At 62.0% G+C, this 23664-nt stretch carries 22 protein-coding genes; 14 read left to right on the plus strand and 8 right to left on the minus strand.

All coding sequences use genetic code 11. From position 1 onward, the window contains the following. The first annotated feature begins 61 nt into the window (after positions 1-61). The 13 genes from WNY80_RS14530 to WNY80_RS14590 all read left to right on the plus strand — a co-directional run bounded on the left by WNY80_RS14530 (position 62) and on the right by WNY80_RS14590 (position 14204). Entirely contained in the window at positions 62-922 is an 861-nt protein-coding gene (locus WNY80_RS14530) for a carbohydrate ABC transporter permease (protein WP_342888107.1), read from the plus strand. Beyond that, positions 919-1863, plus strand: a complete 945-nt coding sequence (locus WNY80_RS14535; RefSeq protein WP_342888108.1) for a sugar ABC transporter permease — start codon at positions 919-921, stop codon at positions 1861-1863. The genes WNY80_RS14530 and WNY80_RS14535 overlap by 4 nt, the downstream gene beginning before the upstream one ends. Next, on the plus strand, positions 1860-2948 hold the full coding sequence (locus WNY80_RS14540; RefSeq protein WP_342888109.1) for an ABC transporter ATP-binding protein: 1089 nt from the start codon (positions 1860-1862) through the stop codon (positions 2946-2948). Before WNY80_RS14535 ends, WNY80_RS14540 begins: the two co-directional genes overlap by 4 nt. Then, entirely contained in the window at positions 2948-4000 is a 1053-nt protein-coding gene (locus WNY80_RS14545; protein WP_342888110.1) for an ABC transporter ATP-binding protein, read from the plus strand. The genes WNY80_RS14540 and WNY80_RS14545 overlap by 1 nt, the downstream gene beginning before the upstream one ends. Positions 4001-4034: 34 nt before the next feature. Continuing rightward, entirely contained in the window at positions 4035-5114 is a 1080-nt protein-coding gene (locus WNY80_RS14550; RefSeq protein ID WP_342888111.1) for a Gfo/Idh/MocA family oxidoreductase, read from the plus strand. A gap of 21 nt (positions 5115-5135) precedes the next feature. Beyond that, entirely contained in the window at positions 5136-6050 is a 915-nt protein-coding gene (locus WNY80_RS14555; protein ID WP_342888112.1) for a sugar phosphate isomerase/epimerase, read from the plus strand. A gap of 94 nt (positions 6051-6144) precedes the next feature. Next, positions 6145-7326, plus strand: coding sequence for an aldose 1-epimerase family protein (locus tag WNY80_RS14560; protein WP_342888113.1), 1182 nt, complete (start codon positions 6145-6147; stop codon positions 7324-7326). Continuing rightward, positions 7323-8114, plus strand: a complete 792-nt coding sequence (locus WNY80_RS14565) for an SDR family oxidoreductase (RefSeq protein ID WP_342888114.1) — start codon at positions 7323-7325, stop codon at positions 8112-8114. The genes WNY80_RS14560 and WNY80_RS14565 overlap by 4 nt, the downstream gene beginning before the upstream one ends. A gap of 15 nt (positions 8115-8129) precedes the next feature. Further along, on the plus strand, positions 8130-9326 hold the full coding sequence (locus WNY80_RS14570) for a CaiB/BaiF CoA-transferase family protein (protein WP_342888115.1): 1197 nt from the start codon (positions 8130-8132) through the stop codon (positions 9324-9326). Continuing rightward, positions 9323-10468 carry a carbohydrate ABC transporter substrate-binding protein gene (locus WNY80_RS14575; protein WP_342888116.1) on the plus strand — a complete coding sequence of 382 codons (1146 nt, stop codon included), beginning with the start codon at positions 9323-9325 and terminating at the stop codon, positions 10466-10468. The genes WNY80_RS14570 and WNY80_RS14575 overlap by 4 nt, the downstream gene beginning before the upstream one ends. A 5-nt stretch (positions 10469-10473) precedes the next feature. After that, complete coding sequence (locus WNY80_RS14580) at positions 10474-11244, plus strand: enoyl-CoA hydratase-related protein (protein WP_342888117.1); 771 nt, start codon at positions 10474-10476, stop codon at positions 11242-11244. A 299-nt stretch (positions 11245-11543) separates the two neighbouring features. Continuing rightward, on the plus strand, positions 11544-12686 hold the full coding sequence (locus WNY80_RS14585; protein ID WP_342888118.1) for a fumarylacetoacetate hydrolase family protein: 1143 nt from the start codon (positions 11544-11546) through the stop codon (positions 12684-12686). Between the two features lie 12 nt (positions 12687-12698). Continuing rightward, positions 12699-14204, plus strand: a complete 1506-nt coding sequence (locus tag WNY80_RS14590) for an aldehyde dehydrogenase (NADP(+)) (protein ID WP_342888119.1) — start codon at positions 12699-12701, stop codon at positions 14202-14204. An 82-nt stretch (positions 14205-14286) separates the two neighbouring features. On the opposite strand, the gene WNY80_RS14595 is transcribed toward WNY80_RS14590, so the two are convergent. The 6 genes from WNY80_RS14595 to WNY80_RS14620 all read right to left on the minus strand — a co-directional run bounded on the left by WNY80_RS14595 (position 14287) and on the right by WNY80_RS14620 (position 21025). Then, positions 14287-14985 (minus strand): ATP-binding cassette domain-containing protein, encoded by a 699-nt coding sequence (locus WNY80_RS14595; protein WP_342888120.1) that lies wholly within the window; start codon positions 14983-14985, stop codon positions 14287-14289. Beyond that, entirely contained in the window at positions 14982-16724 is a 1743-nt protein-coding gene (locus WNY80_RS14600; RefSeq protein ID WP_342888121.1) for an ATP-binding cassette domain-containing protein, read from the minus strand. Before WNY80_RS14600 ends, WNY80_RS14595 begins: the two co-directional genes overlap by 4 nt. Then, entirely contained in the window at positions 16702-17553 is an 852-nt protein-coding gene (locus WNY80_RS14605) for a branched-chain amino acid ABC transporter permease (protein WP_342888122.1), read from the minus strand. The genes WNY80_RS14600 and WNY80_RS14605 overlap by 23 nt, the downstream gene beginning before the upstream one ends. Positions 17554-17568: 15 nt before the next feature. Beyond that, on the minus strand, positions 17569-18732 hold the full coding sequence (locus WNY80_RS14610; protein WP_342888123.1) for a substrate-binding domain-containing protein: 1164 nt from the start codon (positions 18730-18732) through the stop codon (positions 17569-17571). Positions 18733-18755: 23 nt separating this feature from the next. Further along, a complete protein-coding gene (iaaH, locus tag WNY80_RS14615; protein ID WP_342888124.1) occupies positions 18756-20174 on the minus strand; it encodes an indoleacetamide hydrolase in 1419 nt (472 codons plus the stop codon). Between the two features lie 89 nt (positions 20175-20263). Beyond that, on the minus strand, positions 20264-21025 hold the full coding sequence (locus tag WNY80_RS14620; RefSeq protein ID WP_342888125.1) for a LuxR C-terminal-related transcriptional regulator: 762 nt from the start codon (positions 21023-21025) through the stop codon (positions 20264-20266). A 250-nt stretch (positions 21026-21275) separates the two neighbouring features. Between WNY80_RS14620 and ispD the strand changes: the two genes are divergently transcribed. Next, entirely contained in the window at positions 21276-21971 is a 696-nt protein-coding gene (ispD, locus tag WNY80_RS14625; RefSeq protein WP_342888126.1) for a 2-C-methyl-D-erythritol 4-phosphate cytidylyltransferase, read from the plus strand. 59 nt (positions 21972-22030) lie between these two features. Here the strand turns inward: ispD and WNY80_RS14630 are convergent, their stop codons facing one another. Both WNY80_RS14630 and WNY80_RS14635 read right to left on the minus strand, forming a co-directional pair. Then, entirely contained in the window at positions 22031-22714 is a 684-nt protein-coding gene (locus WNY80_RS14630) for a GntR family transcriptional regulator (protein ID WP_342888127.1), read from the minus strand. Between the two features lie 9 nt (positions 22715-22723). Continuing rightward, on the minus strand, positions 22724-23605 hold the full coding sequence (locus WNY80_RS14635) for a dihydrodipicolinate synthase family protein (protein WP_342888128.1): 882 nt from the start codon (positions 23603-23605) through the stop codon (positions 22724-22726). Positions 23606-23664 lie beyond the last annotated feature (59 nt).

Consider the following 23664-nt stretch of genomic DNA (forward strand, 5'->3'; position numbering starts at 1 on the left):
AGGAGCACGACTGCGGGGCGGTTTCCGCCTCGCAGTCCCCAACTTGAGACCCGGACCTGCAATGAACCGTTCCCTGCCATTCGAGATATTCCGCTATGCGGCGATCCTGTCCCTTGTGGCGCTGTCGTTGATACCGACACTGTGGATGGCGTCGATGGCCTTAAAGCCGATCGCCGAATGGTCCGCTACAGGCGCTGACCTGACCTGGTGGCCGCAAGCCCCCACGCTCGACAATTTCCGTTTCCTGTTCGGCGAGAGCAGCTCCGAGCTGATCGTGGCGCTTGACCGCACTGCCGGTCAGCCGATCCTGTCCTCGCTTCTCTCGGCGGTGTTCGGAACCCTGATCGCGATGATCTCCGGCACATCTGCAGCCTATGGCCTGTCCCGGTTCGGCTCCGGCGGCAACCTGCCGCTGGCGCTCATCCAGCTGCGCATCTTTCCGCCGATGGCGGTGATGATCCCGGTGATGATCATGTGGGCCTTTCTTGGCCTGATGGACACCTGGTACGGGCTGGCGCTGGTTTACGGCATCGTTACCATGCCCTTCGCCTTCTGGCTGATGAAGACATTCTTTGACGACATGCCGCGTGAAATCGAGGACGCTGCGCTGGTCGAGGGCTGCTCGCGGCTGCGCGTCTTCTGGAAGATCACGCTGCCGATGATGCGCCCGGCGCTCGCCAGTTCCGCGCTGTTCGTCTTCATCCTGAACTGGTCGGACTATCTGATCGCGCTGCTGCTGACGACCCGCGACTGGGTGACGATCCCCGTCTACATGGCCTCGCTGTCATCCTCGATGACCGGCCAGCTCTATGGCGCCAAGGCTGCCCTTGGACTGATCGCCGCCGTCCCGCCCGTCATCCTCGGCATCGCCATCCAGAAGCACCTCGTGCGCGGCCTCACATTCGGAGCGCTCAAGCAATGACCGTCGCAACTGTTGAAACCCAACTGGCTGCAGTCGAGCATGAAGATGCGCGCGACAGCCGCAAGCTCGGCTTCTGGCTGACCCTGCCGGCCCAGCTTCTGGTCCTGTTCATCGCCGTCTTTCCGATCCTCATGCAGGTCTATATCAGTCTGACCGACTGGTCTCCGCTTGAAGGTATCGACTGGTGGCAGGCACATGAATTGTGGAACACCTTTGCCAACTACACCGACCTGATGGAGGATGACCGTTTCTGGTCGGCACTCGGGCGCACCGCTCTGGTCATGGCAATCTGCGTGCCTTGTGAATTCCTGCTCGGGCTCGGCCTGGCAATCCTGTTCGTCGACAATTTCCCCGGGCGGCGGTTCCTCTATTCGGTGCTGCTGGTGCCGATGATGGTCGTGCCTGCGGTTGCCGGTTACATGTTCTTCATGCTGTTCCAGTCGGGTGGCCCGGTCAACGACCTGCTGTCATTGTTCACCGGTTCCCCGGTCAGGATCGCCTGGCTGTCCGATCCCAACCTCGCCCTGTTTGCAGTCATTGTCTCCGACATCTGGCAGTGGACGCCGCTGATGTTCCTCATCCTGCTGGCCGGCCTTGTCGGGGTTCCCGAAGATCAGCTGCGCGCCGCCACCCTGCTTGGCGCATCCTGGACCACCCGGTTTTTCACCATCGTGCTGCCGCGCATGAAAACCATCATCATCATCGCACTGGCGATCCGGGTGATCGAGAACTTCAAGGTGTTCGACAATTTCTACATCATGACCGGCGGCGGTCCCGGCGTCGCCACCGAAACCATTTCGATCTACATCTACAAGGTCACCCAGCAGGAGCTGATCTGGGGCTATGTCGCCGCCGTGGCGCTGGTCATCCTGATTACCCTGTCGGTGGTATCGGCCTACGCCATCAAGCGCATGTCGCAGAGCCGGGAGCTGAACCAATGACGGCGATCCATCTTGAAAACCTGAGCAAGTCGTTCGGTGCCTTCACGGCTCTCAAGGGCATGAACCTGGAGATCGCCGACGGTGAATTCGTCGCCCTCTTGGGACCATCGGGCTGTGGCAAGTCGACGACCATGAACATGATTTCCGGCTTGCTCGAGCCCAGTGAAGGCAGCATCCGCTTCGGCGACCAGGACATGCGCGGGGTGCCGATGGGCAAGCGCGGTGTTGGCTTCGTCTTCCAGAACTACGCCATCTTCACGCACATGAGCGTCTACGACAATCTCGCCTACGGGCTGAAGGCGACGGGCGTGGCCAAACCCGAGCGCGACCGCAGGGTCAAGGACATGGCCGAGTTCCTGCATCTCACACCGATGCTCAACAAGCCGTCGGCGGGCCTGTCGGTCAACATCCTGCAGCGCCTTGCCATCGGCCGCTCGGCGATCATGGAGCCCGCGATCTTCCTGCTCGACGAACCGCTGTCGAATGTCGATGCCGCGTTCCGGGCGGTGATGCGCACCGAGCTAAAGCACCTGCAGCGCCAGTTCCGCCAGACGATGGTCTACGTTACCCACGATCAGCTGGAAGCGATGACCATGGCCGACCGCATCGCGGTGATGGACCACGGAAAGCTGCTTCAGGTCGGAACTCCGATCGATGTCTACAACAATCCGTCCAATGTCTTCGTCGCCGGCTTTCTCGGCTCCCCCGGCATGAACCTCCTGAATGGCACAAGCGTCGGATCGGACGGCGGATTGCGTATCGATCTTGGTGATGCGGGTCTGTCGGCCCCGATTTCGCCCGCGCTGGCCGCGGCCATCCCAGAGGGCAAGGCCGTCGTCTACGGCTTCCGTCCGGAGCACTGCGAACTGACCAGCGGCGAGGGCATCAACATGCCGGTGACTTTCGTCGAGCGGATCGGTGCCCGCACCATTTTGCACCTGGGGGACAAGGCGACATCCGTCAAAGCTGTTTTTGACAATGATGTCGTTGTCCGCACCGGAGAGACTGTCACACTTTCCATCGATCCCGCCAATATCCGGTTGTTCGATGCAGCCACCGGTGACGCGATTGTGGAGGCAAACTGATGGCTTCGATCTCGTTCAACAACGTCACCAAGCGGTTCGGCGACACTATTGCCGTCAACAATGTCAGCTTCGACATCGCCGACAACGAGTTCTTCTGCCTGTTCGGGCCGCCGCTCTCGGGCAAGACCACCATTCTCAAGCTGATCCTCGGCCTGGAAAAGCCCGATGAAGGTGAAATCCTTATCGATGGCAAACCGGTCAATCACGTCTCGCCGGCACGGCGGAATGTGGCGATGGTGTTCCAGAACCTGGCCCTGTTTCCGCACATGACCGCCGAGCAGAACGTTCGCTTTCCGCTGGCCGAAAGGCGGATGGAGGAAAGCGACATCGCCGGGCGCGTCGCCGATGTGTCGGCAAAACTCCATATCGGCCACATCCTGCACAAGGCTCCGGCGCAATTGTCGGGCGGTGAGCGGCAGCGGGTGGCAATCGCGCGGGCCCTGGTGCGGGATCCGGTCGCCTATCTGATGGATGACCCGATCTCGGCACTCGATGCGCGGCTGCGCGAGGAAACCCGCGTGGAGCTCAAGCGCATCCAGCATGAACTTGGTCGCACAATGGTCTATGTCACCCATGACCAGGAAGAAGCGATGTCGGTTGCCGACCGGATTGCGGTGTTCGAGGACGGGGCTATCCGGCAGATCGGCACGCCTTCGGAAATCTACGACAATCCGCGTTCGTCCTACGTCGCGCGCATGCTCGGGGCACCGGCAATGAACCTGATCGCGCTGGATCTCGATCGGGCCAGCGCGCTGGACGGCGCCTTGCCGCTTGAAGGCTTGTCGGTTCCCGAAGGGGCGTCGCAGATCGGCGTAAGGCCGGAAGACCTCGTGGTGAAGCCTGCAAAGCCCGGCATGCCGGATCAGGTGCGGGTCTTCGAGGTTGAGCCTCTGGGCGGCGTTACCGTGGTCACGCTGCAGGCAGGCGAGACATCTTTGCGCGCAATGGTTCGTGGACAGCCGAAAATTGAACCTGACAGTGAGGTTTCGCTGTCGGTGGCTCCGGGGCAGGCGTGTTTCTTCGCCGGCGACGGACAGGCTTTGAGGGCTTGAAAATGGACACAGGAATATTGGGAGGACAGATACGATGAGTTTTGCGCCCGACCCGCAGGTACGCTGCAGGGACTTTGCCATCGGCTGCATCGGCGCCGGCATGATCATGGCGGAATGCCATCTCGCCGCCTACGCCGAAGCCGGTTTCAATGTCGCCGCGATCGCGTCACGAACCAGGAGCAAGGCGCAGGCCGTTGCCGATCGCTGGAACATCGCGACGGTGCACAACACGCCGGAGCAGCTGATTGCCGATCCTGCTGTCGAGATTGTCGACATCGCCTATCCGCCGGACCTTCAGCCGGCGCTGATCCGCAAGGCGCTGGCCGCACCGAATGTGAAAGCGGTCCTGGCACAGAAGCCGCTGGCGCTGTCCCTGGACGAAGCCAAAGCCTTGCGCGACGAGGCCGCGGCCGCGGGCAAGATTCTCTCGGTCAACCAGAACATGCGCTACGACCAGTCGATGCGCGTGCTCAAGCAGATCATCGACGCGGGCGATATCGGTGAAATCGTCTTCGCCCAGATCGACATGCATGCGATCCCGCACTGGCAGGGTTTTCTCGAAGGCTATGACCGGCTGACCCTGTCCAACATGAGCGTCCATCATCTCGATGCCTTGCGCTTCCTGTTCGGTGACCCGGAAGAGATCACCTCTCTCACCCGGCCTGATCCGCGCACCGGATTTGCCCACACCGACGGTATCGTGGTCTCGACGCTACGGTTTCCGTCAGGTGCTGTCGCGGTCTCGCTGGAGGACGTCTGGTCCGGTCCCCGGGCCGAAGGCTACGAGGACGACCAGCATATCGGCTGGCGCGTCGAGGGCACCGAGGGCGTCGCCAAGGGCACCATCGGCTGGCCGACCGGCGCGCCGTCGACACTGAGCTACGCCTCGCAGAAAACCACCGCCGGCAAATGGGTCACGCCACAGTGGCAGACGATGTGGTTCCCCCATGCCTTCATCGGCGTGATGGAACAGCTTCAGCACGCCGTCAAAACAGGCACGCCTCCAGCGCTTTCGGTCGCCGACAATGTCCGCACCATGGCGCTTGTGGAAGCCGCTTACCGATCAATCGAGGAACGCCGGACTGTCCGGCTTACCGAAATCAATATCGACTGAACTCAAAGGGAGGATTCAATCATGATGCAGACCGGAATTTTCACGGCCTATTTTCCATACACTCTGGAGGAAACAGCCAAGGTAATCCGCAGCCACGGCTTCAACACCGTTCAGCTCGACATGCACTTCAAGGACATCGACCTGAGCGCAGGCAACATCACCAGGGACAAGTGCGTTCGCATCCGCGAGACGTTCCGCGACCATAACCTGCCGATCAGTTGCATCTCCGGCTACACCAACATCGTTCACCCCGACAAGACCGAGCGCGCCAAGCGCAACGGTCTTCTCAAGGAGATCATCGCCAATGCGCAGTATCTCGGTTCCCCCTATGTGATCTCGGAAACCGGCACTTTCGATACCGAAAGCGATTGGGTGCATCACCCCAAGAACAAGACCGAGGAAGGCTGGGAAGATTGCCGCGCGGTCATCCAGGACCTGGCCCAGCACGCCTATGATCACGGTGCGGTCTTCCTGCTCGAAACCTACGTCAACAACGTCGTCGGTTCGGTCGAGGAAACGCTTCGCATGTTTGCCGAAGTCGATCATCCGGGCCTCGGCCTCCTGATGGACCCGACCAACTATTTCGAGGCGCACAACATCGACAAGATGGATGAGACCCTGAACCGGGTGTTCGACGCGCTGTCGGACAAGATCCGCATCGGCCACGCCAAGGACGTCAAGCGTTCGGGCGATGACAAGACCGAGAAACATTCGGACATCGGAGACGATGATGCGCTCGAGAGCCACACCTTCCGCGGTGTCGGCGAAATCGAACTGCCCGCTCCGGGCCTGGGCGAACTCAACTACGATCTGTACCTGAAGCGTCTGGCTCAGAAGCACCCGAACATCCCGATGATCATCGAGCATCTGGAAGAAGCGGACGTACCGCGCGCCAAGAAGTTCCTCGACGGGAAGCTTCGCGCAAACGGTCTCTGATCCGGCCGGGCCGCGGGGCGTCCGCGGCCCTCCAACCGATAATCGAACACATTGACCGGCCGCGAGCGGCGCGCCGGAACGGAAGGAGATGTCCATGGTGCAGCTCTACGGGAGAGATTTGTCACGCGCCGATGTGGCTGCCCATGCCGGCGACCTGACACAGTTCGCCGGCGTGCGGTTGATGACGCTGGGTGACGGGCTTGAACGCGGAATCCGCATGCTTGAATTCCGCACCGGCACCGGCCTGCGTTTCACCGTGCTGATCGACCGGGCAATGGACATTGCCGATTGCGAGTGGCAGGGCAAATCCATCGGCTGGCACTCGCCGTCGGGTTTCCGACATCCCGGTCTGCATGAGTATGAAGGCGAGGGCGGACTGGCCTGGATGCGGTCCTTCTCCGGCCTGATGGTGACCTGCGGGCTCGACCATATCCTGTTCATGTACGACGCACCGGCCGACAATTATGTCTACGGCCCGCGTGAGACCGTCAAGCAATCGATCCATGGCCGTGTCGGAACCATTCCCGCACGCCTGACCGGTTACGGCGAGCGCTGGGAAGGTGACCGCTGCATTCTCTGGGCCGAGGGCCGGGTGCGGCAGGCAACCGTGTTCGGCGAGCATCTCGAACTGGTCCGCCGCATCGAGGCCGAGGTCGGTTCAAACGAGATCAGCATTTCCGACAAGGTCGTCAATCTCGGCTTCTACCGGACACCGCACATGTATTGCTATCACATCAACCTTGCCCATCCGGTGCTGGCAGAGGGCTCGCGGTATCTCGCGCCGATCCGCGACGTGGTCTGGGCGGCCCATGCGGGCGATGACTATCAGCGCCAGAATGTCGGTTACCGCACCATGCCTGCACCGTCCAATGCCTTCCACGAGCAGGTCTGGCAGCATGAAATGGCGGCAGACCCGGCTGGCGAAGTGCCGGTGGCTCTGGTCAATGATGCGCTTGGTTTTGGCTTCGAGGTGACGACGCGCAAGGACCAGTTTCCCTGCATGTACCAATGGCAGAATTTCCAGTCGGCGCATTATGCGCTCGGCATCGAGCCCTCCACCAATCACGTTCTGGGCCAGCAAGCGGCGCGGGACCGTGGCGAGATGATATGGCTCGAGCATGGCGAGGAGCGCAACTATGACTCCCGCTTCCGCGTTCTGACCAGCACCACCGAGATTGCTGAAAGCGAAGCCCGGATTTCCGGTCTCGCGGCACAGCCCACCGACAATTACCCGCAACCGTCGGGCAATTTCCAGCCGATCGGGGGACGCTCATGAACGACACCGTTTCGATGTCTGCGCCCGCAGCTGCAGCTATGCTGGCCGGAAAGACCGTGCTTTACACCGGTGCCGCCGGCGGGCTGGGAATGGCGACAACATTGCGCCTTATCGAGGCCGGTGCGCGCGTCGTTGCCATCGACAATGACCCGGCCAAGAGCGATGCGCTGCGGCAGGCTTTGCCGCAAGGGTGCGAGGCTCAACTGATCCAGCGCGATTTCGATCTTTCCGACACCGATGCGCTGCCCGCAAAGCTTGAACAGCTTGCTGCCGAGACCGGCGGCTTCGACGTGGTCATCAACAATGCCGCGATGTATCCATCCCGCGCCTTCGAGGATTACTCCGTAGAGGAGTACCGCAAGATCCAGCGGGTCAATGTGGAATCCCACCTGATGTGCGTGCGCGCGGCTCTTCCCGGCATGAAAGCCCGCAAGTGGGGCCGGATCATCAACATTGCCTCGATCACGTTTTACGGCGGCTGGGAGCACCTGGCGCCTTACGTGCAGTCAAAGGGGGCGCTGATCGGGCTGACCCGGGCCTGGGCGCGCGAGTTCGGCAAATACGGCGTGACCGTCAATGCCATTTCGCCCGGCGCATTCCCGACCGACGCGGAGAAAATCCACGCCGATCCGGAAGGCTACAACCGTTACGTACTGGAAAACCAGTCGGTGCAGCGTCGCGGCCATGCCGGCGACATTGCCGGAACAATCCTGTTTCTCGCATCAGAAAACGCGAGTTTTATCACCGGCCAAACCATCAATGTCGATGGCGGCTGGGTCATGCAGTAAGGGAAGGAAGTCTCAGTGGGCATTCTTAGCGGTTACCGGGTTCTCGATTGCTCGATTGCGATGGCGGGCCCGTTTGCGGCCCAGCGGCTGGGCGACCTCGGCGCCGATGTGGTCAAGGTCGAGCCGACCAGCGGCGAATGGCAGCGCCATGTTTCGGCTGGCGGGGCAAAGGGCAACAAGGTCAATGTCTCGTTTCTGTCGCTCAATCGCAACAAGCGTTCGCTTGCAGTCGATCTGAAGAGTGAAGGCGGCCGGGAAGTGCTGGCCGACCTGGTCAAGACGGCGGACGTTTTCATCCAGAATTACCGGCCGGGTGTCGCCGCCCGCCTGGGTGTCGATTACGAAACCTTGTCCGCGCTCAACCCGCGGCTCATTTACGTCTCGATGTCCGGCTATGGCGAAGACGGACCCTATGTGCAGCGGCCCGGGCAGGATCTGTTGCTGCAGGCAATGTCGGGCGCCATGCGGTCCGCCGGGCGGGAGGGTGAGCCGCCAACCCCGGCAGGCATGTATCTCGCAGACGCGATCACTGCCTACACCGCTTTTGAAGGCGCGCTCGCAGCACTTCTGCACCGGGAACGAACCGGCGAGGGACAGCTGGTTCAGGTCAACATGCTCGATGCGATCACCACGATCCAGATGCAGGAACTCTCCGTGTTCACCGTTGGCAACAAGCCGCAGGCCCGCAGCGCCGAGCCGCACGCGCATTGCTACATCCGCTCGCCTTACGGCACCTTCAAGACGTCCGACGGCTATCTCGCCCTGGCGTTTCCGCCGCTGAAAGCCCTGGGCGAGATCATTTCCGAACCCGCCCTGATGCTGATGAATGACGAGCGCGACGGATGGGAGAAGCGTGACGAGATTTTTGCGCTGACAAGGGCCCGGCTCGAAACCAGGCCAACAGCCGAATGGCTGGCGGCTTTCGAGGAAGCGGGGATCTGGGCAGGGCCCGTCTACGGTTATGCCGAACTGGTCGATGACCCGCAGATCGCCCACAACAAGACCTTCATCGAGTACGATCATCCCACCGAGGGCCATGTCAAAACGCCGGGCTTCCCGATCCGCTTTTCAAAGTCGCCATCGACCGTGGATCGCGGTGCGCCGCTGGTTGGCGAGCACTCGGAGGAAATCCTCAAGGAAGCAGGCTACGATTCCGGGCGCATCAGTGCCCTGGCCGCTTCCGGCGCGGTTGCCACCGGGGAAAAACCGTGAGCGCCAGATGGAGAGGGCTGACCTGGGATCATCCCCGCGGTTTCAATGCTCTGGATGCGGCCGCACGCGAAGCCTCCGCCCGGAACGCAGTCTCCGTTTCCTGGGAGACGCAACCGCTCGAAGGGTTTGAATCCGCACCCATCGCCGATCTGTGTGCACGGTATGACCTGGTGGTTCTCGATCATCCGCATGTCGGCGAGGCGGTCGAAGCCGGGTGCCTTCATCCGATGGAGGACGTGTTCGGGGAAGAGGTGCTTAAACCTCTTGAGCAGGACACCGTCGGCCCGTGCCTGTCGAGCTACCGCTATGGCGGCCAGCATTGGGCGCTGCCGCTCGATGCTGCATCGCAAGTCATGGCCATGCGCCCGGATCTGCTTGAAGGCCCGCCACCGCAAACGTGGGATGATGTGATGGCGCTGGTGGAGAGCGGAGTACCGGTTGCGGCCTCCATCGCCGGTCCGCATGCGGTTCTGTCGTTCTTCTCGATCTGCGCCGCGCTCGGCGATCCACCGGCGGTTGCTGATCCGGACAGGCTGGTCGGTCGCGAAACCGGGCGGAAAGCCTATGAGATTCTCGCCCGGATCTCCCGGGCGATGCCGGACGAAGCCCGCCCGCTCAATCCGATTGGTCTTCTCGACCTGATGACGCGCAAGAACAGCGTCGCGCTGTGTCCTCTGGTCTACGGCTATGTCAATTACACAAACCCGGCAACAGGACTGAAGCCTCTGCAGTTCCAGGATGCGCCTCGTGTTGCGGAGGCACATCCGAAAGGCACGCTCGGCGGGACAGGGATAGGCATTTCGCGGCGGTGCAGTCCTGACCGGGCGCTTAAGGATCATTTGCTGTGGCTGATGGGCAGGACCGCGCAATGTGAATTTCTGCCCGGACATGACGGCCAGCCCTCACGCCGTGATGCCTGGCGTGATCCGGCGGTAAACATCGCCTCCGGCAACTTCTATCTCAACACGCTTGAGACGCTTGAGCACGCCTATGTGCGGCCGCGCCATGCCGGATACATCGCATTTCAGACAGCGGCATCGGCTGCCTTGCGGGATGGTTTTGAAAGCCAGGCACCGGCCGAGGCCATTCTCGATCATGTGCAGAAACTTTACACCGCCAGCCGCAACGGCGGGGAGAGGTAGACAGAATGTCCGGAAAAATCGGCTTCCAGATCGATGGCCACGTTGCCGTCATTACCATTGACCGTCCTGAAAAACTCAACGCGATGACACCGGATATGGCTGCATCGCTTGTCGATCTGGCACACCGCTGCAATGAGGATGATGCCATTCGTGCCATCGTTCTGACCGGAGCCGGCGAGCGTTCGTTCTGCGCCGGTTCCGACATCCGGGCGCTTGACGGATACACCACTCCCTGGTCGTTCCGGCATAGGCAGGATTACTGTGATGCGATACGCCGTATCGTCAAGCCCATAATCGCTGCCGTGAACGGCTACGCCTTCGGCGGAGGGCTTGAAACGGCGATGTCGTGCGACATCCGCATTGCCTCAGAAAATGCCAGCTTCGCCGCCCCCGAAGTCAAGCTCGGCTGGATCGGTGGTGGCGGGATGGCGACCTTCCTGCGCGCAGCCGCCGGCCCCTCGAACGCCGCGTTGATGCTGATGACTGGTGACCCGGTCGATGCACAAACCGCACGGCAATGGGGCCTCGTCAGCGACGTTGTCCCCCAGGCAGATCTGCTCTCACGCGCCCGCGAGATTGCGCAGACCATCTCGGCGCGTGCGCCGGTCGCGGTCGAAACCGCCAAGCTCAATCTTGCTGCCGCAGCCTGGATGCCTGCCGAGAATGCGATTGCCTATGAGCGCGATCTCCAGACGATCTGCTTTGCCACCGAAGACGCGGCAGAAGGCCGCCGGGCCTTTGCAGAGAAACGGAATCCGGACTTCCGCAAGAAGTGAAAATTCCGCAATTGTATCTGCTGGATTGAACCCGTATTCGCCGCGGCGCGATTAGCTGTTGCGGGATGTGGAAGTTGGCTGGGAAACAGGTATATAAAGGGTCGTTTTTCGGTTCGGAAAAACAGGCTGGTGGGGATCAGGCGTCTCTCGGGCTGCGACAGCGCCTTGTTCCTTGATGCCCGGTGTTTTGTCTGAACCATGGGGGTAACCAGCCTGCTCTGTCAGTCAGCTGGAGAAATGTGCGCCGGGCCAATCGGCTCAAAGGCGTGTTTTGTGATGAGCAGTGGAGGAGTCTCATGATGACCGAATTCAACCTTCCCGCCGATGGTATTTTCATCGGCCGCATCTGGGATCCCGAAGCTGCCGGGCCGTCGGTGGTGACGATCCGCGACGGTGCCGTCGTCGACATCACGTCGAAACGTGCACCGACGGTGCGTGATATTTGCGAGATGGAGGATCCGGCTGCCTATGTGCGCGATGCGCCGGGCGTGACGGTCGGCGAGCTTGCTGCTTTGACCGCTAACGCCGGCAACATGGCCAAGCCACATTTCCTTGCGCCCTGTGACCTGCAGGCGGTCAAGGCCTGTGGCGTCACCTTCGCCTCTTCGATGGTCGAGCGGGTGATCGAGGAGCAGGCTGCCGGGGATCCGAAGAAGGCGCTGGATATCCGCGCCCGCGTCGGTGAAGTCATCGGCGGTTCGCTGCGCAACATCAAGGCAGGTTCCGAGGCTGCGGCCAAGGTCAAGGCGGCACTGATAGCCGAGGGGCTGTGGAGCCAGTATCTGGAAGTGGGCATCGGCCCCGACGCTGAAGTCTTTTCCAAGGCGCAGGTGCTGTCCTCGGTCGGGCCCGGGGCCGAGGTCGGTCTTCACCCGATTTCGAAGTGGAACAACCCGGAGCCGGAAATCGTGCTTGCCGTGGCATCAACCGGCCGCATCGTTGGTGCCGCGCTTGGCAACGATGTCAACCTGCGAGATGTCGAGGGCCGCTCCGCGCTGCTTCTGGGCAAGGCCAAGGACAACAATGCAAGCTGTTCCATCGGGCCGATGATCCGGCTCTTCGACGGCGGTTTCACGCTTGACGACGTGCGCCAGGCCGAACTCGACCTGACTGTCGCCGGCGAAGACGGCTATGTGCTCAAGGGCCACTCCTCGATGAAGGAGATCAGCCGTGATCCTGCCGACCTGGTGGCACAGACGCTTGGCCGTCATCACCAGTACCCCGACGGGCTTGTGCTGTTTCTGGGAACACTGTTTGCACCGACCCAGGACCGTGATACGCCCGGCGAAGGATTTACCCACAAGATCGGCGATGTCGTCACGATTGCGTCACCCGGTCTTGGCAATCTCACGAACACGGTGCGGCTCTCGACCCAGTGTCCGGAATGGACATTCGGGGTTGCCTCTTTTATGCGGAACCTAGCCGCGCGAAATCTGATTTGACTGGAGAATGACATGCTGACTGGAAAACACCTGATTGCCGGAAACTGGATTGCTGGTGAAACGACCTTCAAGAGTGAACCCGCCCACGGCGATGTCCATGAATTCTCGGTCGGCACACCTGCCCATGTCGATGCTGCGGCAAAGGCAGCCGAAGAGGCATTCTGGAGCTTTGGCTATTCATCCCGCGCCGAGCGCGCGGCTTTGCTGAACGCGATTGCCGACGAGATCGAGGCCCGCGGAGAGGAAATCACCGCCATCGGCACGTCCGAATCCGGTCTGCCGGAAGCCAGGCTGCAGGGTGAACGTGGCCGCACCACCGGTCAGTTGCGCCTGTTCGCAAGCCATATCGAGAAGGGTGACTATCTCGACCGCCGCCATGATGAGGCGCTGCCCGATCGCGCACCACTGCCGCGCCCGGACCTGCGCATGATCCAGCGCCCGATCGGCCCCGTCGCCGTCTTCGGCGCATCGAACTTCCCGCTCGCTTTCTCCACCGCCGGCGGTGACACCGCTGCCGCGCTGGCTGCGGGCTGCCCGGTCGTGGTCAAGGGCCATTCCGCCCATCCCGGCACCGGTGAAATCGTTGCACAGGCCATCGACGCGGCGATCAAGAAGCTGGGCATGCATCCCGGCATTTTCTCGCTGATCCAGGGCGGCAAGCGCGATGTCGGCCAGAGCCTGGTCCAGCATCCGCTGATCAAGGCCGTCGGCTTCACCGGCTCTCTTGCCGGTGGCCGCGCCCTGTTCGACCTGTGCGCCCAGCGCCCCGAGCCGATCCCGTTCTTCGGTGAACTGGGTTCGGTCAACCCGATGTTCCTGCTTCCCGAAGCCGTCAAGGCGCGTGGCGAGGAAATTGCCAAGGGCTGGGCCGGATCGCTGACCATGGGCGCTGGCCAGTTCTGCACCAATCCCGGCATCTCGGTCATCATCGACAGCCCCGAAGCCGATGCATTCGTCGAAGCTGCGACCAAGGCCCTCGAGCCCGTCGGCGCACAGACCATGCTGACCGACGGCATCGCACAGGCCTATCGCGCCGGGCGTGACCGGGTGGCAGGGGTCAAGGGCATCCAGGAACTGCTGACCTCGACCTGCGACCTGCGCAATGCAACGCCTTATCTTTTCGCCACCACCGGCAAGGAATGGCTCGACAACGAGGTTCTGGGTGAAGAAGTCTTCGGGCCGCTCGGCCTGATCGTCCGGGTTTCCGACTTCGACGAGATGACCAAGATCGCCAGGAGCTTCGCCGGGCAGCTGACCTGCACACTGCACCTGGATGCAGGCGACACCGAAAACGGCAGGGCGTTGATGCCGATCCTCGAGCGCAAGGCCGGCAGGGTATTGGCCAATGGCTTCCCGACCGGTGTCGAGGTTGCAGATTCGATGGTGCACGGCGGACCCTATCCGGCGTCGACCAATTTCGGCGCGACCTCTGTCGGCACGCTGTCGATCCGGCGCTTCCTGCGTCCGGTCTGCTACCAGAACATGCCCGCCGAATTGCTGCCGGATGATTTCAACTGATCATCCCGGCTCATCGCCGTTGTATAATGACCGGCCTCATCCTGATGGATGGGGTCGGTTTTCTTTGGGCTGCGATGCAGGTTCAGATCTTGAGCCGTTCAGCCAGTTCGGTGCGAAGGTTCTCTGTGCCCGAATGGGTGAAGATGCATTCGCCATGATCCATCAGGACTGCATGATCAGCCACGGCCTCGACCAGGCTGAGATTTTGCTCGACGATCAGGAAGCCGCGCCCGTCTGACTTCCCCCGGTTGATCGCATCGGCCATCAGCGCGATGTTTTCCGGCTGCACGCCTTCGGTCGGCTCATCCAGGATCACCAGCCGTGTGTCCTCGGCCAGCGCCCGGCAGAATGACAGGATCTTTTTCTCGCCGCCCGACAGGGTGCCCGCCCGTTGCGCGAGCCGGTCCGGCAGGCGCGGAAACATGGCGAACAGGTCCGTGTAACGCTCAAGCGAGCGGTCGCGGTGATGCAGCGTCAGGTTCTCCGCAACCGTCAGCGTGTCAAACACCACGCCCTCCTGCGGCGCATACCCCATGCCCTGCCGGGCACGGCCATGGACCGGTGCGAAGGTGAGATCCTCTCCCGCAAACACCACCTGGCCCGATGCCGGTTTGAGAGATCCTGTGACAAGCCGCACAAGCGTCGACTTGCCGACCCCGTTCCGCCCGGTCACGCAGACGGCCTGCCCATTCGCCAGGCCGAGCGACAGGTCGTTGACGATGATGATTTCGCCATATCCACCCGACAGGGTTTCGACCGAGAGCAAGGCTGCATCGCTCATTTGCTGCCTCCGGAGTAGACTCGGGCGACATCCGCATTGGCGCGGATCTCGGTCATGGTTCCGTTGGCAAGCAACGCCCCCTGGTGCATGACGAGAACGTGGTCGGACAGCCGCTCCACCACCTGCATGTCGTGTTCGATAATGATGAACGTCGCCTGTGTTTCGCTTGCGATGGCGGCGATTGCCTCGATCATCTGCCGGGTCTCGTCAGTCGACAACCCGGCGCAGGGCTCGTCCAGCAACACCAGGTCGGGTTCAGCCAGAACCGTCATCGAAAAATCCAGCATCTGCCGCTGCCCCACCGACAGCGATCCTGCGGCCTTGTCGTTTTCCTTTAGGAAGGGAAAGCGCGTCTCCAGCTCGCCCAGCATTTGTGTTGTCCAGCCATAGGGCCGCATCGAGAACATCTCTGCCGTTCCCAGGCGGTTCGCCCACAGGGCGATTTCGATGTTCTGGCGGACGCTGAGTTCTGGAAAGATCGAGGGAACCTGGAACTTGCGGCCGATGCCGCTTCGTGCGGCAAGGAACGGCCGTGTGTTGCCAAGCGAGGAACCCCGCCAGCTGATCTCGCCCGCGCCAAGCGGAAGCCGGCCGGTCAGCACGTTGAGCGCCGAAGTCTTGCCGGCTCCGTTCGGCCCGATGATGCAGTGGATGCCGGTGCGGGAGATGGTGAAGTCCAGACCGTTGAGGATATTGACCGGGCCCATGCTGACCCCGACACGGTCAAACCGCAGGTCCGGCGCATCGCGATGTTCCTTGCCGGCCAGTTGGAGAGGGGAGATGGCTGGACCCCGGCTTTGCTTCCCGCCACCGAACCTGGCAATGGCGGCTGAAAACAACCCGCTGATGCCGCCCGGCATCTTCAGCACGACGATGATGAAGACCAGGGCCACGGCGACCTCCCAGTAACGGAAGTTGTCGCGCAGTCCGGCGGCCATGAAGCCGATCAGCACTGCGCCGGCCACCGGGCCGATGAGGCCGAAGCGTCCGCCTACCGCGGTCCAGATCAGGAGTTCCGCCGAGAGCACGAAGCCCACCGCCTGTGGCGTGACAATGCCCTGGTGCGGCGCATAGAGCGCGCCGGCCAGACCGGCGATGCCGCCGCTGATGGCAAAGGCCGCGGCCTTCAGCATCGATGTGCGAAAGCCGAAGAACTGCAGCCGCTCCTCGTTCTCCCGAACCGCGATCAGCAATTGCCCGAACGGAGCCCGCATTACATGGGCAAGCACCAGGGTGGAGACGACCAGAACGCCGACGATGACGAAATAGAGCGTCTCGTAGGTATCGACACCGGGCAGGCCCGGAATTCCGGTCATGCCGTTGAACCCGCCGGTGATGGAGCTGAGCGAATTGGCAAGCTGGAACCCGAGCATAGAAAGCGCCAGGGTGATCAGCGAGAAATAGGGCCCCGAACCGGTCTGCCGGTTGAACACCAGCGCACCGATAAGCCCGGCAAGCAGCGCCGGCACGAGACAGGCTATGGCAAAGGCCGGGATCAGCAGCGCCCAGCCGAAATCCGCCCTCAGCGCTGCACCTGAAAGATAGGCGCCGATGCCGAAGAACAGCGCCTGTCCGAGCGGCAGGAACCCGGCACGCCCCCAGCACAGTGCGATGCCTTGAGCGACCATGCCGTAGAGCAGGTAGAGCCCGAGCTGATAGGCGGTAAAGCTGTCGCTGAGCCAGGGAAACGCCACAAGCAGGAGGGCCAGTGTGAATTTAGCGGCGCGAGAAAATGCCATCGGGCCTCAACCACAAGAACAGGATGGAAATGGCAAGCACGCCGAGATATCCGGCGGTCTTGTCGAAGATCGCGGAGATGACGACGTCGGCGCCACCGATGATGCTGGAGCCGGTGATGAGGCCCTCGATGGATCCAAGGCCACCAACCACCAGGATGAAGAACGACGAGAGCAGGTAATCGAGCCCCATATAGGGTTCGACCCGCACCAGCGGCGCAAGCAACACGCCCGCAAGCCCGGCGATCGCGACACCGGTAACGAATGTCGCCCGCGACAGCCGCGCGGTGTTGATGCCAACGGCTGCGGCGAGGTCCGGGTTTTGCACCATCGCCTTGATCCGGGCGCCGGTGTTGGAGCGCTGGTACCAGACAAACAGGCCCGCAAACATCACCACGATCACCGCCATCAGCACCAGCCGGTAGGCGGGATAATCGATGCCGAACAGGTCGATCGTGCCCGGCAGCGACTGGTCGATGCTCTGGTATTCGCGCCCGAACGTTACTTCGACGCCTTTGCGCATCAGGATCGCGATGCCCCATGTCGCCAGAAACGTGTCGAACGGCCGGCGGTAGAGATGGCGGATGACCGACCATTCCATCAGCCAGCCGAGCGCGCCGCAAAGGACCACGGCGAGCGGGATCGCCAGCAGGAACGGCAAACCGGTCTGCTGAACCATGAGTGCGCTGTAGGCACCGAGCATGACGAATTCGCCATGCGCCATGTTCATGACACCGAGCAGGCCGAACACCACCGCAAGCCCCAGGACGATCAGCCCCAGGGTTGCGGTGGAATAGGCGAAATTAAGCCCGTAGGTTACGATGAGGTCCATCGTCTTTCCTGTTCCTCAGCCGCAATTGTTGCCGGGGGCGACATTGGCGAAGGTCTGCACCACCTCGAAGGAAGCGCCGTTGGCTTCGGCCAGGTAGATATCCTTGGCGAAATGGCGGTTTGACATCGTGGCCGCGCCGCGCGGGCCTTCATAGGAGGTTCCTTCGGCGATGGCGTCGATATCGCTTGCCGACAGGGATTGGGCCTTGCTCGCGAGGGCATTGAGTAGAAGCACACCCTCGTAGCAGGATTCCCCTAGCGAATTGAGCGCAGCGGCGTCAGCACCGAATTTCGCCGCATAGGCATCAGCAAAGGACTTGGCCGCGGGTGTGTCGATACTGGCGAAGTAACCGGCCGACGAGTAGAGGCCCTTGGAGTTTTCTGCGCCGATACCGGCCAGGGTGTTTTCCTCGATCAGGGTGCCGAGCCGGATGGCGCTGTCGGAAAGCCCGAAGCTGGCAAATGCCCGGTTGAAGCCGACCGATGCACCGCCGACCAGCGTGATCAGCACCGCGTTCGCACCGGTGTCCTTGATCTTGGCGAGGTTGGAATCAAAATTGTCGGCTGTGAACGGCAGGTATTCCTCGCCCACGACTTCACCGCCCGACGCCTCGATATAGGTCTTCGCGGCGGCATTGGTGTCACGCGGCCAGTTGTAGTCATTGCCGATCAGGTACCATTTCTTGGCGCCCTTTTCCGCTGCCAGCCACGGGATCACCGGAGCCAGTTGCTGTTCCGGCGTCTCGCCGATGACATAGGTTCCGGCTGCACACTCGCCGCCTTCATAGACGGGGGTGTAAATGTAGGGCACCTGGCCCTTGAACAGGTTGGTCAGCGCACCGCGCACGGCGCTGTCATGCATGCCGATAAAGGCTTCGGCTTTTTCGCCCTTCCACAGTTTCAACGCAGCCTGGGTTGCGTCTGCAGGTGGTCCGCCGACATCGGCGAAAACAGGTTCGATCTGGCGGCCAAGAATGCCGCCGCCGGCGTTGATCTCGTCGACAGCCATCTGCGCGGAGTTTTGCGACGAAGGGCCGAACAACCCGGCCGGGCCGGACAGCGGGATCAGGATTCCGACCTTGATCGGCCCTGCGGCAAAGGCCGACGGGATGAGATTGCTTGAGAGCGCACCGGCAATGGCCACACTCAGTGATGATTTGATGAAGTCGCGTCTTTTCATGTTTGTTCCCCGGTAGTTAGGTTTCAACGGACTGGTGGTTTCGCGTCAAATGCGAAAACGGTTTCGATGGCGGCCGCAATGGCGAGCAGGCGGTCATCCGACAGCGCCGGGCCGTCGAGTTCCATGCCCAGCGGCAACCCGTCGGGGCTGAGGCCGCTCGGCAGGCTTATGCCCGGGATCGCGGCATTGCTGCCCGGATCGGTGTTGCGGATGAAGGTCGCGAAGGTCGGAACCCGTTCGCCGTTCAGTTCCACGGTCTCGTCGTCGCCGATCGGTCGGGCAGCAAGCGGTGCCGTCGGGAAGATCACGGCCTCGACGTCGTGGGATTTGAAGTAGTCTGCGTAAGCTGCCTGCAGCTTGGGCCGGTCTTCGTCAATGGCCTTGCGGTAGACGGTTTCCGGCATTGCGTCCGGTCCGAGCTGCGAGGCAACCAGTCCTTTCACGTCCGGGCTGCCGATACCTGAAAGGATGTCCTGCATGGTCAGATCGAGGCCGTTGTCGCGAAGATAACGCGGCAGGTCCTGCATGAATTCGTAAAGCACCAGGGGGAAGCTGACGGCGGCATCAAGCGGGCCGACATCGGGAATGTCCGCCTCGATGAGAATGACGCCTGCCTCTCGCAACGCCTTGAGTGCGGCTTCCGCATTGGCGGCGACAGCCGGATCGAGTGCTTCGAAGAAATAGCCGCGCGGAACGCCGAGCCGCAGCCCCGAAAGCTGTGCCGGAGCCGTTGCGGTATTGCTGCCCACCATTACCCGGTCAAGCAGTTGTGCATCGGCGACCGAGCGGGTGATCGGGCCTGCCGTGTCGCGGGTGTGGCTGATCGGAACAATGCCATCGCCCGGATAGCGCCCGACGGTGGGGCGGAAACCAACCAGACCACACAGCGATGCCGGAAGCCGGACCGATGCGCCGGTATCCGTGCCGATGCCACCCGGCATCATTCGTGCGGCGACCGCTGCGGCGACACCGCCGCTCGATCCGCCCGGGATCATCGCCGGGTTCCACGGGTTGTGAACCGGGCCGGTAACGCCATTGTTGGAACTGATGCCGAAGGCAAGTTCGTGCATGTTGCCGGTGGCGCCGAGAAGCGCGCCGGCATCAAACAGCGCCTTGGCCACAGGTGCGGGCGCCTTGGCGACATGATGTGCCAGCGCTCCGGTGGCGGCGCCTGTGGGCAGGATGCCGGTGTTGATATTGTCTTTCAGGCACAGCGGAATGCCGCCGAGGTCCTGTCCGGCCTTGCCGGAAGCATCAATCGCGCCGGCTGCTTTCAGCAGCCTGTCCCAGTCGTGCGACACCAGCGCATTGAGCGATTTCTGGGTGTCCGAGCGGGCGATAAGCGACTGGGCGTATTCGCGGGCAGAGAAGCGCCGGGCAGCAAGCCCTTCCAGCGCCTGCGTGATTGTCAGATCGAAAAGGTCGAGATCTTGATGTGGCATTTTACCCCCTGCCTCTGGTGTCGGGCCGAGGGGTATGATGCGTATGGGGGAGGCGGGATTTCTATCCTCAGTAATGAGGATATTTCAGATCAGTGCATGATCACCCTGGAGAGCAATTGTGTGCGTCCGGTAATGCCGAGCTTGCCGTAGATGTGCTTGATGTGAGATCGCACCGTTGTAAAGGAGATGCCGTATTTCGTGGCGATCTGCTGATCGGACAGACCGGCCAGAACGGCTGCGCAGATTTCCTTCTCGCGGGCGGTCAGCATTGCGCCGTTGGCTGCCTGCTCGAGCGCGGTGACCAGATCAACCTTGCCCTGCGTTGTCTTCTCCCGCGCCATTGCGCCACGCATGGCATTGGTGAAAGCGGGGCCGATTGCATTGAGGATATCAAGCTCGCGGTGGCTGAAATCCTCCTTGTTCCTGCCGCGCCATATCCTGAGATCACCGATATTGGTTCCGCCCGAATAGGCGTAGTAATTGACCCCGTAATGGAGACCGTCATTGGCGAGGAAATCGTTGAAGAACTCTGTCCGCTCGAACCGGCTGCGCGGCATGATTTCGCTGACGCAGGTTGCCTTGCGGCGACGCTGCAGAACCGGTGTTATCGGGTCGCAGAACTGGAAATGCTGCTCGTAGGCTCCCAGATTGTCGTCGCTCATATTGATCGAAACACGCTCGCAAAAGGCGTTCTCCGTGGTGTTCCAGACATAGGATGCGAAATACTGCGCGTCGAGCAGGTCAAGTAGCTTGAGGCCGACCCTGCGGCGCAGCTCGCTCGAGGCGTAACCATAGGAAAGGTCAGCCATGATGCTGAAGACGAGATCGGTTTCCTTGGTCGTCAGGTTCAAAGACGGGCCCGCCGGTTTGGTGCGCAATCGAGGCGTCACGATACACACAAGGTCAGTTTCTTTCAATCCGGCTCGCAGACGCCTGAGAAAGTGAGCTTTCAAGCCGTTTTCCCGGGTGTTTGTTTCGTCTGAGAATCCCCCGGACCCGCGGGACCGGCGGATGTTCCCGCGGACGTCACTCGGGTCTCCGGAGACGCAGCACCCGGAAACGGAGATTGAAGTTCGCCGGAAGAAGGGCTAGTCGAATGCAATGTTGAATTCCGTGCTTATCGTCGCGGCCGGCCGCGGCCATCGTCTCGGCGGCGAGATCCCCAAGCAGTTCATCCCCGTCGGCGGTATCTGTTCGCTCCGCCGGGTGGTGGATGCGTTTCTCGCCCTTGATGCGGTCGACCTGCTGCGTGTCGTCATTCATCCCGATGATCAGATATTGTGCGGAGAGGCCTTGGCCGGGATCGATGACGCCCGCCTTCTCGCCCCGGTGCATGGCGGCGCGACGCGGGCCCAATCGGTACGGCTGGGTCTCGAATCCTTTTGTCAAACCGATACCGGCAAGATCCTCATTCACGATGCCGCCCGCCCGTTCATTCCCGCTGACGTGATCGCGGCGGTGCTGTCCGCTCTGGATGAGGCGCAAGGCGCGTTTGCAGCGCTGCCGGTTGTCGACGCATTGTGGAGTGCCGACAACAGCCATGCCATCGCACCGGTTTCCCGGGATGGCCTGTGGCGGGCGCAGACACCGCAGGGCTTTCACTTCAAGGCCATTCTCGCGGCCCATCGTGACCACGATGGCGAGGCCCATGACGACGTCGCCGTCGCGCGTGCGGCCGGCATGGATGTCAGGATCATCGAAGGCGCGGAAGCAAATTTCAAGATCACCACCGCCGCTGATCTCGAACGGGCACAGGCGGAGCTGCTGCGTCTTGAAGCCAGCGCCCGGCCAGGCTGAAAACGCCCGCGCGATTGGACTTCGTTTTCTGCCGCGCCTGACTGTGCCGGATGGCCTCGTCAGCCCATGTTGACTGCCCGTCGCCGCGCTATCCCTATGTGCCTGCGCATGGCTTCGGCGGCGGCCTCCGGATCGCGCGCCTCAAGCGCGACGATGATGCTCAGGTGGTCGCCGATCACCGAGGGGATCATCGGCACGTAAAGCCGCGTCTCCGCAAGCCGGATCAGCCTGATCTTGATCCAGTTGACCCGGTAGGCTTGCGCAATGATGTCGTTGTTCAGCCCGTCGATGATGGCCTCGTGCAATTCAAGATCGACGGCTTCCGCATCCTGCATCAGGCCGTCTTCCTCGCCCCGTTCGAAGCGTTCGAGGATCTCCTCATGCCGTGCGCGCAGCCTGGCGATCAGCTTGGCATCGGCACTGGTCGCAAACAGCCTGACAGCGGCCACCTCGATGAATTCGCGGAACTGGTAGGCGTTGCGCACAAGGTTGAGATCGACCTGCGGAACCTGCATTCCGCGTTGCGGCACGGTTCGGATCAGCCCTTCGGCCTCGAGCCGAGGCACCAGTTCCCGGATGGCGCCGAGCGGATATCCTGTGATCTCCACCAGTTGCCGCTGGGTGATGAACTGGCCCGGTTTGATCTCCTGCGACAGCAGGCTGCGGGTATATTCCTCATAGGCCTGCTCACGCAGTTTGAGCGGTTCGCCATCCTTGCTGTGCGGGGTCAGGAGCGAGGTCATCTGTTCTCCTCAGGCAGTGGCCATGATGGCGTCAAAGGCTTCAACCAGTTTCGATTTCCGTTCTGCACCCAGTTCCGACAGCGGCGCCCGCACGGCATCGAATCCTGCGTCGTGCGCCAGGTGGCCGACCAGGATCTTGACCGCGGGCATCACCGGATTGGCAACGATCAGGTCGACAATCTCCGTCACCAGCCGTCCGTCACCGCCGGAATGGATGACCGGAACCAGAAGTTCCGGCGTGATGTTGGCGAGCCCGCAGATCGAACCCTCGGCGCCCTTGGCCATGGCCCGCGGCAGCAGCCGTTCGTCGCCGATCAGCACCGAGAGGTCGCCATGGCTGGCGAGATAGCGCTCGGCTGTCGCCCAGTCGCCCGAGGAATCCTTGATGCCGGTAATCACGCCGGGCCAGGCCTTGCGCAGCCGGGCTATCAGCTCCGGTGACAGTGCCACCGCTGTCTGGCCGGGAATATGATACAGGATGACGCCGCGAAGCTTGGCGCCGATGCGCTCGAACACCTGGTTGAACCAGCTGTACAGGCCATCGTCGTCCACACCCTTGAGATAGAAGGGCGGCGCCATCAACAGCCCGGCAGCGCCTGCGTTCAGCGCAGCCTGTGACTGGGCAACGGCATCATCGATGGCCGACGCCATGATGCCGACCTGGATCCGGGTATCCGCCGGCACGCTCTGCGACACCGCATTGTACATGGCCTTTCGCTCGTCCAGCGACAGTCCGAACCCTTCACCCGTGGTGCCGCACAGGGTGACGCTGTCACAGCCGCGCGCAAGCACGGCAGCAGCGTGCCTGGCAAGCTTTGCAAGATCGACCGCGCCTGACGCGGTGTAAGGGGTCACCAGGGCAGCCGAGAGGCCGAAGATCGGTTTGGTCATGAAGGATAAGCCAGTATGTTGGAGCTAACATGTTAGTGCGATGTCACTACAGTGTTTGA

The organism is Hoeflea sp. AS16 (assembly GCF_038900095.1).
Taxonomy (GTDB): Bacteria; Pseudomonadota; Alphaproteobacteria; order Rhizobiales; family Rhizobiaceae; genus Hoeflea.